We start from the raw sequence: 13755 nt of genomic DNA, 5'->3' as shown, positions 1-13755 counted from the left end.
GTTCGGAGCGGGCGGTCGCCGCTGCCGGGCGACCGGCTTCCCGCTTCGTGCGGTCGGCTTCCCGCTGCGTGGGGTCGGCTTCCTGCTGCGTGGGGTCGGCTTCCTGCTGCGTGGGGTCGGCTTCCTGCGGTGTACGGCCGGCTTCCCGCTGCGAGCGATCGGCTTCCTGCTGCGTGCGATCGGCCTCCCGCTGCGTGCGACCGGCTTCCTGCTGCGTGCGACCGGCCTCCCCCTCCGCGCGACCGCCTGACGCCCCCTGCGCGCGCCGGGCGCGCCACGCGCCCACGGCGTAGCCGTGTACCGCCGCCGTCGCGCCCGCGACGATCGCGCTCGCACGGCCCGCGCCCGCGACGCCGCGCAGCAGCAGCACATCGCGGACCCCGCGCAGCACCCCCACCGGCAGCACCCGCGTCGCATACGAGCGCTCCGCCGACAGTCCGTCGCCGGCCCCGACGCTCTGCGACACCAGGGCCTTCGACAACCCCTCCGCGTACGACCTGCGCACCAGATACCCGAATCGCTCCCGGTCCGCGGACACCTTGTGGTGGATCACCGCCGCGTCGTCCATCAGGATCCGCGCCTCGGGCACCGTCTGCGTGAGCCGGATGCACATCTCCGTCTCCTCGCAGCCCAGCGGGCGGGTGTCGCCGTCGCGGCCGATGCCGGTGGCGAAGCCGCCCGCCGCGGTGAAGGACTCGCGGCGGAAGGCGGCGTTGCCGCCCATGACGTTACGGACCCGGGCCCGGCCCGGCGGCACTCCGGTGTAGGTGCAGCCGACGACCCAGTCGAACTCCGCCGGGAACCAGGACGGCCGCCGCCCGGACGCCCACACCGGTTCCGCGCGCCCGCCGACCGCCCACACCCGGTCGTCCGAGCCGAAGGCGGCGGTGAAGGCGCGCAGCCAGCCGGGGTCGGCCGTCGCGTCGTCGTCGAGGAAGGCGATCACCTCGCCGCGGGCCGCGGCGATTCCGGTGTTGCGGCCGGCGGACAGGCCGCGCGGCCCGGAGTTCCTCAGGACCCGTATGGGTGGTCCGGCGGCGCCGTCGGCCGGGGCGGCCGGGCCGGCCGCCGGGGACGCGCCGGCACCGGTGTCCGGCGCCGGCTCACCGCCCCCGGCCGCCGCCCCGTACCGCGCCGACAGGCGCTCGAACAGCGCCGGATTGTGGTCCACCACCAGCAGCGTCTCCAGCGCGGGCAGCGTCTGCCGCCGCACCGAGTCGACGGCCGCCAGGATGTCGTCCCAGCGGTCCTCCGTATAGACGCAGATGACGACGGAGAAGTCCGGCGTGGAGTGCGAGTCGCTCAAGACGCCCTCCGCGACGGCTCGGCCGCCGCCGCGGCGAGTGTCTCGGCCGGGCGGCCCTGCATGCGCAGCCGCCGCGAGCGCTTCTCGCGCAGGATGACCCGCAGCACCCGCAGGCCGTCGCGCACCGCGCGCAGGTTGCTGGTGCCGTGGATGCGCTTGAACTCCTTGCTCGGGATCTCCTGCACCTTCAGCCGGGCCTGCGCGACCCGGATGTTCATCAGGGTCTCGACCTCGAAGCCGTTGCAGTCCAGGGCCATGCCCTCGAGGCAGCGCTTCCAGAAGGCGTTGTAGCCGTAGCACAGGTCGCTGTAGCGGGCCCCGAACTTGCGGTTGACCAGCGCGGTCAGCACGGCGTTGCCGAGCTTGCGGATCGGCGTCATGTCCTCGGTGTCGCCGCCCTCGGCGAAGCGCGAGCCCTTCGCGAAGTCGGCGCCGGCCACGAGGGCGGAGACGAAGGTGAGGATCTCCTCGCCGTCCGCGGAGCCGTCCGCGTCGATGCACACGATGATCTCGCCGGTCGCGGCCTCGAAGCCGCTGATCAGCGCGGATCCTTTGCCCTTGCCGGTCTGCGGGATGATCTTGACGTCCGGGCGCAGCTCGCGCGCCACCTCGACGGTGCGGTCGGTGGAGTTGCCGTCCACCAGGACGACCTCGTGGATCCAGTCGGGCAGGCTCTTGAAGACGTACGGAAGGTTCGCCTCCTCGTTCATCGCCGGTATGACGACGCTGACGGGCGGCGCTATGGCCAGGTGTAACGACACCGGGCGGTACATCTGGCGCACAGAAGTGCTCATGTGTTTCCGGTCCCTCTCGTCCGGTGGGCCACCGCCCTGGCGGCCCGCGGCTGTCCGGTTCGAAAGGGGGGTCCCCCGCTCCTGATGGCACTGAGCGGGTTGTTTGCGCGGCCCGCATCGCGGCACGCCTTACGGCGCACCCCAAAGCGGCACCCCCCTACCGCGCCTCACGCCGGCCGTCGTACCCGGGTGCCGTGGTGCGCGGCTCCCTCCCCTGGTGCCGCACGGAACCCGTGACCGTCGCGAGTGATTCTATGAAGTTAGTGACGCAAGAGGCAGGATTGCAAGGGTTGTGGGCTTGTTACCCACTTGTTTGTGTTCATGTCGCTAAGCGGCAATCGGAATTGAACCTTCCGCCCCATATGCCTGCGCTTACTGGCGGGGACGCGGAACAGCGCCCTTCAGGTTCCCCAAAGTTGCGATGAAATGCGCCAAGACCCGTTCTAGGGCGCCGAGTTGATCGTGTAGCTCCCGCTCGGGGTCGGCTCCTTCTCGCAAGTGATCGTGAACGGCACGTGGTTGCCGCTCGCCGCCTTGGGCTTGCTGACCTCCAGGCCGACCCAGCCCTTGCGGGTGCCATCGACGACGAACACGGTCTCGGTGTGGTTGACCGACTGCGACTTCCCGCCGCCGGAGGGGAACGACAGCGTCTTCCAGCCCGCGCCGATCCCGCTCCCGTCGTGGTTCACCCACCGGTACGAGACGGTGGCCGGGAGCCGGCCGACGGTGATCGTGCCGGTGAAGTACGGGGCCTCGCCCGCCGGCGGCGCGCAGGGCCCGTGGTACGTGGTGCGGCTGCCGGAGACGTAGACCTTGACGGACTGCGCGGGCTGCTGGTGGGTCTTGGTCGGGGACGGCTTGTCCCCGGTGGGCGAGCCACTGGCGCCGTCGCCGCCGCTGTCCTGGCCGCTCTCCCCGTCCCCGCCGGTGCCCGCCTGGCCCTCGTTGTCCTTGCCGCCGGCGTCGTCCCCGTCGCCCTTTCCGGCGCTGTCGCCGCCGCTGCTGTCGCTGCCGCGGTCCTTGGGATCGTCGTCGTTGCCCAGCAGCGCGTACGCGATGCCGCCGCCCGCGATCGCGAGCGCCAGCAGCCCGGCGGCGAAGACGGCGCCGGCGCGGCGCCGCTTGGAGACGTCGGTGGTGGTGGTCGTGGCCGGGCCGTACCCGGTGGTGGCGGGTCCGAATTCGGGCGAACCCACGCCCGCGGCCGCGCCGGCCGGCGCACCGCTCGGCCGAGGCGGCTGCGAGGCGTGCTCCGTCGGCGGCTGCGCCGGCGACGCGACGACCTCGGTGGGTGTACGGGGCGTGCCGCCGGCGGCGATCAGCCGCAGCTGCCCCTCAGCCTCGTCGGCGCCGGTCCGCTGCTCCGGGTCCTTCGCCAGCAGCCCGCGGATGACCGGGCCGAGCGCGCCCGCGCGGGTCGGCGGCGGCAACTCCTCGTCGACCACGGCGCGCAGCGTGGACAGCGGTGTGTCCTGGCGGAACGGTGAGTTGCCCTGCACCGCCGCGTACAGGGTCACGCCGAGCGACCACAGGTCGGAGGCCGGGCCCGGATTGCGTCCTAACGCCCGCTCCGGGGCGAGGAATTCGGGTGAGCCGATCAGCTCGCCGGTCATGGTGATCGCGGAGCCGCCCTCGACGACGGCGATGCCGAAGTCGGTGAGCACCACCCGGCCGTCGTTGGCGACCAGGATGTTCCCCGGCTTCACGTCCCGGTGCAGTACACCGGCGTCATGCGCGGCGCGCAGCGCGGCCAGCACCTCGGCGCCGACCTTCGCGGCGCGGGCCGGGGTGATCGGCCCCTCGCCGTCGAGGATGTCGGCGAACGACAGTCCGCGGACCAGCTCCATCACGATCCACGGCCGGCCGTCCTCGGTGGCGACGTCGTAAACCGTGACGACGCTACGGTGCGAGATCCGGGCCGCGGCCCAGGCCTCCCGCTCCAGCCGGGCGTACAGCCGCTGCACCTCCGATTCCTCGAAGGCGACCGGCGCCCGCACCTCCTTCACCGCGACCTCGCGGCCGAGCACCTCGTCCCTGGCCTGCCAGACGACCCCCATGCCACCCCGGCCCAGCTGACTGATCAGCCGGTAACGGCCGGCGACGACGCGCTCTTCACCCCCGGTCTCCGCGCTACTCATAGCGTCCCCCATCCCCCGGTACTGCGGTCGATACCACGACGCTAGCTCAACCCACCGCGGTTGCCGCCCCTTTGAGCAGCAGTCCACACCCGAGGGCGAAAACCAGCGCCGCGCTGCCGAGCGGCGCGGTACGGCGCAGCCGTGCGGGGAGGACGTGGCGGTGGCGACGGGTGAGACGGTCCCCGATCCGTACGGCCGCGAACCCGGCCGCGGTGAGGGTGATCGCCAGCCCCGCCCCGTAAGCGATCACCAGCAGCAGCCCGAACCAGGCCCGCCCGAGCGCACCGGCGCCGACGAGGACGACGACGGCGGAGGGGCTGGGCACGAGCCCGCCGGCGAAGCCGAGCAGGATCGCGGAGCGGAGGGAGGGGGGCGGGTCGTGGTGATGATGGTGATGGTGGTGGGCGCGGTGGGCCTTCCGCCGACGCCAGGCGCGCCGTACGAGGGCCGCTCCGGCGAGCGTCACCAGCGCCCCGCTGGCGAGGCCGAGCCAGCCGAGCACCGCCGGCGTCGCGGCGGAGCCGGCGACGATGAGCCCGCCGAGCGCGAATACGCCGAGCGTGTGCGTCACCGTGACGGAGGCGCCGAGGGCGAGCACCGTACGCAGCGACCCGCGCCCGCCGGCGGTGGCGGCCGCCGCCATCAGCGTCTTGCCGTGACCCGGCGCGAGCGCGTGCAGGGCGCCGAGGCCGAGCGAGATGGCGAGGGCGAGGGCGGCGAAGCCGGGCGCGAGGTCGTGGCGGGCGACGAGGGAGGTCAGCGCGCCGGTCCAGCGGTCGGTGCCGCGGGGGAGCACGCCGGCGCCGGGTGACGCGCTGTCGTCCTTGCGCTCGTCGGCCAGGGCGGGGCCGCCCGGGGTGACGCGGAGGGTGGCGCTGGTGCGGTGCGGCGGGGAGGAGAGCAGGTCGCGGGGGTAGGCGGTCAGCCGGCGGCTGACGGAGGCCTGCGGGGTGGCGGACCGCGCCACGGTCATCCGGTCGCCACGCGCGGTGATTTCCCGCCAGCCGGGTCCCGTGGTGGCGTCGCCGGGGCGGTAGCGGAGCGTCGTCGCCTGATCGATACGGGCGTCGGCGCGCAGCCGGCACTCGAGGCGGAGCGTGAACAGGCCGGCCTGGCCGGGGCGTACCCGGGCCCGGTGGGCGGTGGACCGCACGGGGACGTCGCGGCCGCCGACGGCGGCCTCGGCGTTACGGGCGGCGGCGCCGCACCGCTCGGCACCCCAGGCGCGCAACTCGCCGCGCCCGAGCCTGCCGTCGCCGTCGCGGTCGATGCGCGGTTCGGCCTGCCGGGCGGGGATCTCGGCGAGATCCTCGACGTGGTCGATACGGAGGCCGGCCGGGGCGGCGACGATGCCGTCGTACTGGTTGACGGTGAAGTTGCCGAGCGGGTGAGCACTGGCCTGGGGCGCGGGGATCAAGAGGAATGCGGCGAGTGTGCTGCCGAGAAGAATGATCCAGCGGGGGGCGGTTCTCATCGCAGCCCCTCCAGCGTCTTGCGCGCCCGCGGCGCGTCCGTCACCGAGAAGGCGGGGTTCCACTCCAGCGCCTGGCGCAGGTGCGCGGCCAGCGGCTTGCGCATGCCCTGCGAGCCTTCGATCACGGCGCGGTGGTACATGAACGGCGCCCACCGGTAGCCCTGCGCGGTGGCGACGCGCGCGTAGCGCAGCGCCTCGCGGTCGCGGCCATTCGCGTGCAGCGCCCAGGCCAGGGCGTCCGCGGTGTGTACGGTCTGGCGTCGCTGCCACTCCGCGCGGGCGGCGCGCAGCGCCACCGCCGGGTCGCCGTGGTCCGCGGCCGCGACGGCCGTGTCGAGGTCCGCGCTCACCCCGGCGGCGCGCGCGAGGGCGGCCCAGTCGTCGATCAGGCGGTACTGCTCGCGCGCCGCCCGGTCCCGGCCTGTCGCCTCGTACAGCTCGCCGAGCAGGGCGAGTTCGGACGGCAGCGGTGCCTTTTGGACGACGGTGCGCAGATCCCGTATCGCGGCATTGGTGTCGCCGGTCGCGGCCAGCGTGCGGGCGCGGCCTGACAGCGCCGCGATGCTGCCGGGCTCGGCGCGCAGGGCGGTGGCGTAGTGGCGGCGGGCGGTGGCGTACTGGCCCTGGCTCCAGGCGAGTTGGCCGAGCTGGGTGGCCACGTACGCGATATCGCCCGGCGCGCGGGCGGAGTCGGCGGCGCGGGTGAGGACGCGGCGGGCGCCGGTGACGTCGCCGCGGAGTTCCAGCACGTAGGCGTAGCGGGTGAAGACCGGGACCCCCGGGCGGCGCAGGTCGGCGGTCTTCGCGGCGCGCATCGCGGCGTCGTAGCGGCCGAGTTCGACGAGAGCGTCGACGCGGGTGGCCAGGGCGCGCTCGCTGTACGGGTTGACGGCGAGGGCGCGGCGGGCGGCGCTCAGCGCGGCCGGGAAGTCGTGCCGCGCGGCGGCGAGGGCGGCGCGCCCGGCGAGGGCGGCGTCGTTGCCGCCGCCGGGGCGGAGGCGGAGGGAGCGGTCGAGGGCACGCTCGGCCTCGGGGTAGCGGCTGGGGTCGCCGGTCGTACGGGCCTGCTCGATGTAGGCGGCGGCGAGGCCGGCCCACGCGGCGTGGTCCTTGGGCTGGGCCTTCAGGTGGGCCTGCAGGGCCGGTACGCCTGCCGGGCCGGCGCCGGCGAGCGGGCGCCTGGGCCCGCCGGAGCTGTCGTCCTGCGGCGCACCGCCGAGGACCAGGGCGCCGGTGGTCAGCGCGATCGCCGCCGCGACGACCGCCGCCGCCCGGCGGAATGCGCGCCGGTTGCCGGCGGCGCCGGACTCGGTGCTCGTGCTCTGCCTCATCGTGCGACCTCTTCTTCCTCTGCTTCGCGGGTGATGCGCCTGCGGCGCCGATGGAGCCGGCGAGACGGCCGGACCGTGCGGGGGGTGGTCCACGGCCGTCCCGCCGGGGACGGAGGGCGCCGCCGCCTCGGGGGGAACCGGGCAGAGAGGGCGGCGGCGCCCCGTACTTGAACGGGCCGGTGTTACAGGCCCAGGGAGCGGCGGCGGTGAATGCGCCACCACATCAGGCCGGTGCCGACGAGCAGCGCACCCGCGCCGCCGGCCGCGCCGGAGGCGATCAGCACCGCGTTGTCGGAGCCGGCATCGGAGCCGGACGACGTCCCGGAGCCGCCGTTGAGCAGCGTGCCGCTGTTCTCGGTCACGGAGCCGCGGGCCTTGCCGGCCAGCGGACCGCGCGAGCCGGACTCGGGCAGCGCCAGGTACGGGAAGGCCTTGCCGAAGTCACGGTCGTTGACGTCGACCGCGTCGCCGAGGTCGTTCTTGTTGCCGGTCAGCTCGCCCTCGAGGGCCTGCAGCTCGATGTCGACCACGTCGTCGGTCAGCCGGCGCCCGTTGGGGAAGCCCGCGTTGTCGCCGTCGAGCACACCGAGCCGCTTGGGGCTGTCGGTGGGCGGGGTGGAGGTGTTGAGACGCAGCTCCTCGGCCGGGCGGACGTTCGGCGGCTTGTTGAGGCCGTCGACGCCGGTGAGGAAGACCGACACCAGGTCCTTGCGGGGTGTCGCCGGAGCCGGGATCTTGTAGGCCTTCTCGATCAGCTTCGGCAGCTCGGGGTCGTTGACGTACTTGGCGAACTGGGCGTCGTCCCAGGGCGAGGACGCGTTGAACTTGTCCTTGTCCTTGACCGGGATGACGACCTCGTCCACCAGCGGTGCGCCGAGCCGGGAGACCTGTACGAAGTTGCCCTGCGCGTTCTTCTTCTGGGTGGTCGACCAGACGCCGATGACCGGCTGCTTGTCCGACTGCCGCACCTGCTTGGTGGGCACCTGGAGGGCGACGCTGTTGACGTTGTAGCCCTTCACCGTGTCGTTGCCGACCTCGGAGAGGTCGCCGCCGTAGATCTCGTCGAAGACCCGCAGGTCCAGGAAGAACGGGTCGTCGGCCTGGCCCGCGAAGGCGGTGTGGCCGCCCGGCAGCTGCTTGACGGACTGGTCGCGCAGCGTCTTGTAGTTGGGCATGGAGGCCCGGCCGACGTTGGAAGGCGCGGTGGGAATGTTGTTCGCGATCTTCGTCTTCGACACGATCTTCTGCTTGTCCAGCTTGAGCAGATCGATGTCGTACGTCTCCCGGAAGTTCAGGTCCGGGTCGTCGAGGCTGGTGACCGGGCCGGTGTTGTACCGGTACGTGTTGCCGTTCTTGAACTTGCTGTCGAAGGTCCAGCGGTAGAGCAGGTCGCCCTGGCCGTCCCCGTCGTTGTCGATGTGGATGTCGTACTGGGCGTCCTCCGCGAACGGGTAGAAGTTCGGCCCGCCGGCCGGCTCCGAGAACGGCTGCCAGTTGGCTATCAGCGTGGTCGAGTCCGGCTTGTCGGGGCTGACGAACGCATACACGTCCGTGTTGTCGTACTGCGGCAACCCCGAGATCAGCGGCGCTTCACGGTGACTTGAGGCGGCCGCGTCGCGCGGCTGCAGCACACTCACCGACCCGGCGGCCAGGGCGCCGGCGGCCAGGGCGCCGCAGGTGAGTGCGGCAACCGATCTGATGGGTTTGATCGCGATCATCGCGTCCGTTCCCCTCGTTGATGGATCTGTATCTGCTGGGTGTGGTTGGTCCGTTCTGTCGTGCAGGGGGTCGTTCGGTACGTGGCCCGATGCGGATTGGTTGCCATCCGGGGCAGTCCGTTCGGCCCATCGCCACGAACGAGGGGAGACAGGACACTGACTGCGGTGCGCCATGCCGTGGGGGGAGGGGCGCCGTGGGCGACGACCTGGAAGGCAAGTTATTGGCGCTCGTCGGGCGCGGGGATCAGGACGCGTTCGAGGAGCTTTACGGCCTGGTGTCCGCACCCGTGTACGGGTTGGTGCGCCGGGTACTTCGCGATGCCGCACAGTCCGAGGAAGTGGCGCAGGAAGTGCTGCTCGAGGTGTGGCGCACGGCCCCGCGCTACGACCCCGAGCGGGGTGCGGGCCGGACCTGGGTGCTCACCCTCGCGCACCGGCGGGCGGTGGACCGGGTGCGCTCGGTCCGCGCCGCGCGGGAGCGCGAGGAGCGGGTGGGCCGGCGGACGGCGGGCCCGGCATTCGACGAGGTCGTCGAGGCCGTGGAGGGCCGGATGGAGCGCGACTGGGTGCGCCGGTGCCTGCAGAACCTCACCGATCTGCAGCGGCAGTCCGTGCAGCTCGCGTACTACGACGGCTGCACCTACCGGGAAGTGTCGCAGCGGCTCTCGGTGCCGCTCGGCACGGTGAAGACGCGGATGCGGGACGGGCTGCTGCGGATGCGCGCATGCCTGGAGGGAGCGGCATGAACCAGGTGATGCCCCCGTGCTGAGACGCCACCACCGCTCGCTCGGCGCGCCCTACGCGCTCAACGCCCTGCCCCCGAAGGAGCAGCGCCGCGTCGAGCGCCATCTCGCCGGGTGCGACAACTGCCGGGGCCGGGTCGCCGCGCTGACCGCGGACACCACCCGCCTCGGCGAAGCGGTGGCCGCCGTCCCGCCGCCGGAGCTGCGCAGCCGGGTGCTCACGGCCGTACGCACGATGGAGCAGGAGCGTCCGGAACCCGCGGCACCGGCGCGGAAGCCGGGCCCAGCGGCCGGCCCTGCTTCCGCCGGGAGACCCGCCTGGGGTCTCCGCCTGGCCGTCGCGGGGGCCGCGCTGGCGCTGGTGGCCGCCGCGCTCCTCGGCGTGCAGCTGACCCGCGTCACCGGCGACCTGGATGCCGAACGCACCCGCGCCCAGGCGGTGGAGCAGGTCCTCGGCGCCCCCGATGCCACCGCCGCGACGACGACCGGCGACGGCGGCGAGGTGCTGGGCGCCGTGGTCTCCCGCGACCTCGGACAGGCCGTGGTCACCGTTTCCGGCTTTCCGGCCCCTGGCCCCGGCCGCGACTACCAGCTGTGGGCGATGGCCGACCGGCCGGACGGCGCGGTCCGCTCCGCGGGCCTGCTCCCGGACGACGCCGACCGCTCCGTCCTCACGCGGGCCCTCGGACCGCAGGTCAAGTACTTCGCCGTCACGAGCGAACCGGCCGGCGGCTCCCGCCAGCCGACCACGAAACCGGTCGCCCAACTGCCCCTGCCCGCATCGTGATCCCCGTCACATCGGCTCAACCGCCTTGAGAAGTAGGTGAATCCGCTGCGGGGGATGCGCATGAGGCCCCGCGGGACGATAGGGTTACAGTGCCCGGGCCGGGTGCCCTCGTACGGGTGGGGAGTGTCATGGATCAGATAGCAATGCGCGGCAGGGCGCGAGTCCCTGCGATCAACTGTGAGAACACCGCTTCCAGAGCGCGTGTCGGACGGCACCTCGATGTGCTGGCAGGACCTGCCGCCCCTCAGGGGGACACGGACAGCGCCACGCTGCTGATGCGTGAGCTCACCACGCGTGACCGGCAGCAGACCAAGCCGAGCCGGACGGCGCGGGTTTCGCTCTTCGCACCGCTGCGGCGGCTGCGTCGCACCCTCTTCGGCGGCCGCCACCGCGGATAAGCGGGCAGGCAGCCGCAGCACGTAACGGGCGCGTCCCCCTCCCGGCAGGGACGCGCCCGACTCATGCCCGGGTACGGGCCTCAGCCCTCCGCGGGCCGCGCGTACCGCCGCACCGCGAGCGGCACGAAGATCGCGAGCAGCAGCACCGACCAGCCCAGCGAGGCGACCACCGGGTGCTCGATCACCCAGGCCGCGTCGGCCGCCCCCGCCGTCGCGTTGCCGAAGAGGTCGCGGCAGGCGGTGACGAAGGAGCTCAGCGGGTTCCACTCCACGACGGCCTGCAGCCAGCCCGGCATTCCGGCGGTGGGCACGTACGCGTTGCACAGCAGCTGCAGGATGAACGTCACGCTGCCGAGCTGTCCCGCCGCCTCCTCGCTGCCGAGCTTCATGCCGACGAGGATGCCGATCCAGGCGGTGACGAAGCGCAGCAGGAGCAGCAGCCCGAAGGCGCCGGCCGCCGGGCCGAAGCCGCCCTCGATCCGCCAGCCCACCGCGTATCCGACGGCCACCAGCGGGATCATGCCGATCGCGAAGAGCAGCACATCCGCGGTCGCCTGCCCGAGCGGGGCCGCGGCCCGGCTGACGGGGAGGGTGCGGAGCCGGTCCATGACGCCGCGCTGGGTGTCGCCCGCGGCCTGCAGCATGCCGGTGACCAGGCCGCCGGCGGCGGTGATGACGAAGACGCCGGGGACCAGGTAAGTGCGGTAGTCGGCGCCGCCGGGGAGGGAGACGGAGTTCCCGAAGACGTAGCCGAAGAACAGCAGCAGCATCACCGGCATCGCCTGCGTCATCACCAGCAGCGCGGGATTGCGGCGGGCGCGCTGCAGCTGGCGGCCGAGGAGGGCGAGGCTGTCGGGGGCCAGGGTGGAGGATGTGCTGCTCATGCGGCGGGCTCCTTCTGGGCGGTGCGGCTTCCGGTACGGCTTCCGGTGGTGTTTCCGGTGAGGCTCAGGAACGCCTCGTCGAGGGTCGGGCGGCGCAGCCCGGCGTCGAGGATCGGGACGCCGGCGGCGTCGAGTTCGCGGACGACCGCGGGGAGGGTGAGCTCCGCTTTCGTGGTGGCGGCGCCGACCGTACGGGCCTCGTGGTCGATCACCGGCTCGGAGCCGGTCAGCGGGCCGAGGATCACGGCGGCGGCGGAGAGCGCGGACTCGTCGGCCACCACCACTTCGGCGTAGGCGCCGAGCCGGGCCTTGAGTTCGGCCGGGGTGCCGGTGTGGGCGGCGACGCCGTGGTCGATGAGGACGACGTCGTCGGCGAGCTGATCGGCCTCTTCGAGATATTGCGTGGTCAGCAGCACCGTCGTGCCCTCGGCGGCGAGGTCGCGCACGGCCGCCCAGATCTGGTTGCGGCTGGCCGGGTCGAGGCCGGTGGTGGGCTCGTCGAGGAAGAGCACCCGGGGCCGGGAGATCAGGCCGGCGGCCAGGTCGAGGCGGCGGCGCATGCCGCCGGAGTAGGTGCGGACGGGCCGGTCGGCGGCGTCCGTAAGACCGAAGGTGTCCAGCAGCTCGTCGGCGCGGTCGCGGCCCGCCGCGCCGCGGAGGCGGTGCAGCTTCGCGAAGAGGCTGAGGTTCTCGCGGCCGGAGAGGTCGTGGTCGACGGCGGCGTCCTGGCCGGTGACGCCGATGGCCCGGCGGACCGCGGCCGGTTCCCGTATGACGTCGTGCCCGGCGACGGTGGCGGTGCCGGCGTCGGGGCGGGAGAGCGTGGTGAGAATGCGCAGGGCGGTGGTCTTGCCGGCGCCGTTCGGGCCGAGCAGGGCGCGGATGGTGCCCTCGGGGACGGCGAGGTCGAGGCCGCGGAGGGCTTCGACGCGGTGGTCGCCGGAGCCGAAGTTCTTCTCCAGACCTTCACTAAGTACAGCGTACGAAGAAGTCATGCCTGCATGTTAGCTCACTCCGTACGCTGTACGTAACTAGGATGGTGTCCGAGGTGATGACGCTGATGGCAGCGAGCGGGCGGACACCCCGCCCCGGGGTGATCTGGACCCGTCCCGAGCGCGCGGGACGCGGGCCGCGGCCCGCCCACAGCCGGGCGGAGATCGCGGCGGCGGCGGTGCGGATCGCGGATGCGGACGGTCTGGACGCGGTATCGATGCGGCGCGTCGCCGCGGAGGTCGGCGCGGGCACGATGTCGCTTTACAACTACGTGCCGCGCAAGGAGGACCTGCACGAGCTGATGGTCGACGAGGTCAGCACGGAGTACGACCTGGAGACGCCGCTGACCGGGGACTGGGCGGCGGACGTGCTGGGTCTGGCCGAGCAGGCGCGCGATCTGATGCGGCGGCATCCGTGGCTGCCGCGGATGGCCGACAGCACGGCGTACGGCTTCACGCCCAACGCGCTGCGCTATCTGGAGCGCTTCCTCACGGCGCTCGACCCGCTGGACCTGCCGCCCGGCACCAAGCTCGAGCTCCTCGCCGCCGTCACCAACACGGTGGCGGGCTATGTGACGAACGAGCTGGCGATGGCCGAGCGGGCGCGGACCCTCCCGTGGAGTGAGGCGGAGGAGCAGGCCGTGCGTGGTGCGTATCTGGGGGAGCAGCTGGGGACGGGGAAGTTCCCGCGGCTCGCGCAGACGCTTGCCGGAGCGGGGGCCGGGGTGGAGTCGGTGGATTACGAGGCGGCGTTCCGGCGGTCGTTGAAGCGGGTGCTGGACTCCTTCGCGCTGGAAGCGGGCGGGGGTCAGACCAGCGCGACCTGACCGGCCGGGCCCTCCTCGTGGTGGTCGAGTACGGAGGCGGGGCGGGTCGCCGCTGCCGGGGCCGGGAGGACGCCGGCCTGGCGGAGGTCGTACGCGGTGACGGGCGCGGACGGCTGCGGCGGCGCCGGGAGTTCGGCGAGCAGGGCGAGGACGGTGATGAGCTCCAGCAGCTCCGACGTCCACTCCTGCGGCCAGGCGGTGGGGCGGATGGCGGCGAGGGTGCCGGGCTCGGCGGCCGCGGGGTCGTCGATCCGGGCGGCGAGCCACTGCTCGAGGACGCGGACACCGCCGACGGTGAAGTCCCAGGCGGTGGGCGGCACGGGGGAGATGAGGCCGGAGCCGAGGCGCAGGGACTGTCTCTTA

At 73.3% G+C, this 13755-nt stretch carries 12 protein-coding genes and 1 pseudogene; 4 read left to right on the top strand and 9 right to left on the bottom strand.

All coding sequences use genetic code 11. The features are described 5' to 3' along the window. Positions 1–259: 259 nt before the first annotated feature. The 6 genes and pseudogenes from G5C51_RS33195 to G5C51_RS33170 all read right to left on the bottom strand — a co-directional run. A pseudogene (locus tag G5C51_RS33195) lies at positions 260–1306 on the bottom strand (glycosyltransferase family 2 protein); the annotation flags it as partial. Continuing rightward, entirely contained in the window at positions 1303–2100 is a 798-nt protein-coding gene (locus tag G5C51_RS33190) for a glycosyltransferase family 2 protein (RefSeq protein WP_165242951.1), read from the bottom strand. The pseudogene G5C51_RS33195 and the gene G5C51_RS33190, both read right to left, overlap by 4 nt. 443 nt (positions 2101–2543) lie before the next feature. Continuing rightward, positions 2544–4238 (bottom strand): serine/threonine-protein kinase, encoded by a 1695-nt coding sequence (locus G5C51_RS33185; RefSeq protein WP_240930097.1) that lies wholly within the window; start codon positions 4236–4238, stop codon positions 2544–2546. A gap of 46 nt (positions 4239–4284) precedes the next feature. Next, positions 4285–5712, bottom strand: a complete 1428-nt coding sequence (locus G5C51_RS33180) for a nickel/cobalt transporter (RefSeq protein ID WP_165242947.1) — start codon at positions 5710–5712, stop codon at positions 4285–4287. Beyond that, positions 5709–7043 (bottom strand): tetratricopeptide repeat protein, encoded by a 1335-nt coding sequence (locus G5C51_RS33175; RefSeq protein WP_165242945.1) that lies wholly within the window; start codon positions 7041–7043, stop codon positions 5709–5711. The genes G5C51_RS33180 and G5C51_RS33175 overlap by 4 nt, the downstream gene beginning before the upstream one ends. 182 nt (positions 7044–7225) lie before the next feature. Continuing rightward, complete coding sequence (locus G5C51_RS33170; protein WP_165242943.1) at positions 7226–8761, bottom strand: DUF4331 domain-containing protein; 1536 nt, start codon at positions 8759–8761, stop codon at positions 7226–7228. A gap of 194 nt (positions 8762–8955) precedes the next feature. Here G5C51_RS33170 and sigK point away from each other — a divergent pair, with 194 nt between their 5' ends. The 3 genes from sigK (at position 8956) to G5C51_RS33155 (ending at position 10689) form a co-directional block, all read left to right on the top strand. Further along, on the top strand, positions 8956–9507 hold the full coding sequence (gene sigK, locus G5C51_RS33165; RefSeq protein WP_420824884.1) for an ECF RNA polymerase sigma factor SigK: 552 nt from the start codon (positions 8956–8958) through the stop codon (positions 9505–9507). A gap of 16 nt (positions 9508–9523) precedes the next feature. Continuing rightward, positions 9524–10291 (top strand): anti-sigma factor, encoded by a 768-nt coding sequence (locus G5C51_RS33160; protein ID WP_165242941.1) that lies wholly within the window; start codon positions 9524–9526, stop codon positions 10289–10291. 128 nt (positions 10292–10419) lie between these two features. Continuing rightward, complete coding sequence (locus G5C51_RS33155; RefSeq protein WP_165242939.1) at positions 10420–10689, top strand: hypothetical protein; 270 nt, start codon at positions 10420–10422, stop codon at positions 10687–10689. Positions 10690–10769: 80 nt separating this feature from the next. Here G5C51_RS33155 and G5C51_RS33150 read toward each other — a convergent pair whose 3' ends face one another. Further along, on the bottom strand, positions 10770–11573 hold the full coding sequence (locus G5C51_RS33150) for an ABC transporter permease (RefSeq protein WP_165242937.1): 804 nt from the start codon (positions 11571–11573) through the stop codon (positions 10770–10772). Beyond that, positions 11570–12568, bottom strand: a complete 999-nt coding sequence (locus G5C51_RS33145) for an ATP-binding cassette domain-containing protein (RefSeq protein ID WP_165242935.1) — start codon at positions 12566–12568, stop codon at positions 11570–11572. Before G5C51_RS33145 ends, G5C51_RS33150 begins: the two co-directional genes overlap by 4 nt. 65 nt (positions 12569–12633) lie before the next feature. Between G5C51_RS33145 and G5C51_RS33140 the strand changes: the two genes are divergently transcribed. Next, positions 12634–13392 carry a TetR/AcrR family transcriptional regulator C-terminal domain-containing protein gene (locus G5C51_RS33140; protein WP_420824885.1) on the top strand — a complete coding sequence of 253 codons (759 nt, stop codon included), beginning with the start codon at positions 12634–12636 and terminating at the stop codon, positions 13390–13392. On the opposite strand, the gene G5C51_RS33135 is transcribed toward G5C51_RS33140, so the two are convergent. Continuing rightward, positions 13374–13755: type ISP restriction/modification enzyme (locus tag G5C51_RS33135; RefSeq protein WP_338118395.1), on the bottom strand; the 382-nt coding region annotated here is incomplete at its 5' end. The two genes, G5C51_RS33140 and G5C51_RS33135, sit on opposite strands and share 19 nt — an antisense overlap.

This window comes from Streptomyces coryli (assembly GCF_011044975.1).
GTDB lineage: Bacteria > Actinomycetota > Actinomycetes > Streptomycetales > Streptomycetaceae > Streptomyces > Streptomyces coryli.
This window is presented reverse-complemented; position numbering and strand designations above follow the sequence as displayed.

What these genes read in the sequence shown, in the direction of transcription:
- G5C51_RS33190 (WP_165242951.1), bottom strand. Translation starts at nt 2,100, where the DNA reads ATGAGCACTTCTGTGCGCCAGATGTACCGCCCGGTGTCGTTACACCTG.
- G5C51_RS33185 (WP_240930097.1), bottom strand. Translation starts at nt 4,238, where the DNA reads ATGAGTAGCGCGGAGACCGGGGGTGAAGAGCGCGTCGTCGCCGGCCGT.
- G5C51_RS33180 (WP_165242947.1), bottom strand. Translation starts at nt 5,712, where the DNA reads ATGAGAACCGCCCCCCGCTGGATCATTCTTCTCGGCAGCACACTCGCC.
- G5C51_RS33175 (WP_165242945.1), bottom strand. Translation starts at nt 7,043, where the DNA reads ATGAGGCAGAGCACGAGCACCGAGTCCGGCGCCGCCGGCAACCGGCGC.
- G5C51_RS33170 (WP_165242943.1), bottom strand. Translation starts at nt 8,761, where the DNA reads ATGATCGCGATCAAACCCATCAGATCGGTTGCCGCACTCACCTGCGGC.
- G5C51_RS33155 (WP_165242939.1), top strand. Translation starts at nt 10,420, where the DNA reads ATGGATCAGATAGCAATGCGCGGCAGGGCGCGAGTCCCTGCGATCAAC.
- G5C51_RS33150 (WP_165242937.1), bottom strand. Translation starts at nt 11,573, where the DNA reads ATGAGCAGCACATCCTCCACCCTGGCCCCCGACAGCCTCGCCCTCCTC.
- G5C51_RS33145 (WP_165242935.1), bottom strand. Translation starts at nt 12,568, where the DNA reads ATGACTTCTTCGTACGCTGTACTTAGTGAAGGTCTGGAGAAGAACTTC.
- G5C51_RS33140 (WP_420824885.1), top strand. Translation starts at nt 12,634, where the DNA reads ATGGCAGCGAGCGGGCGGACACCCCGCCCCGGGGTGATCTGGACCCGT.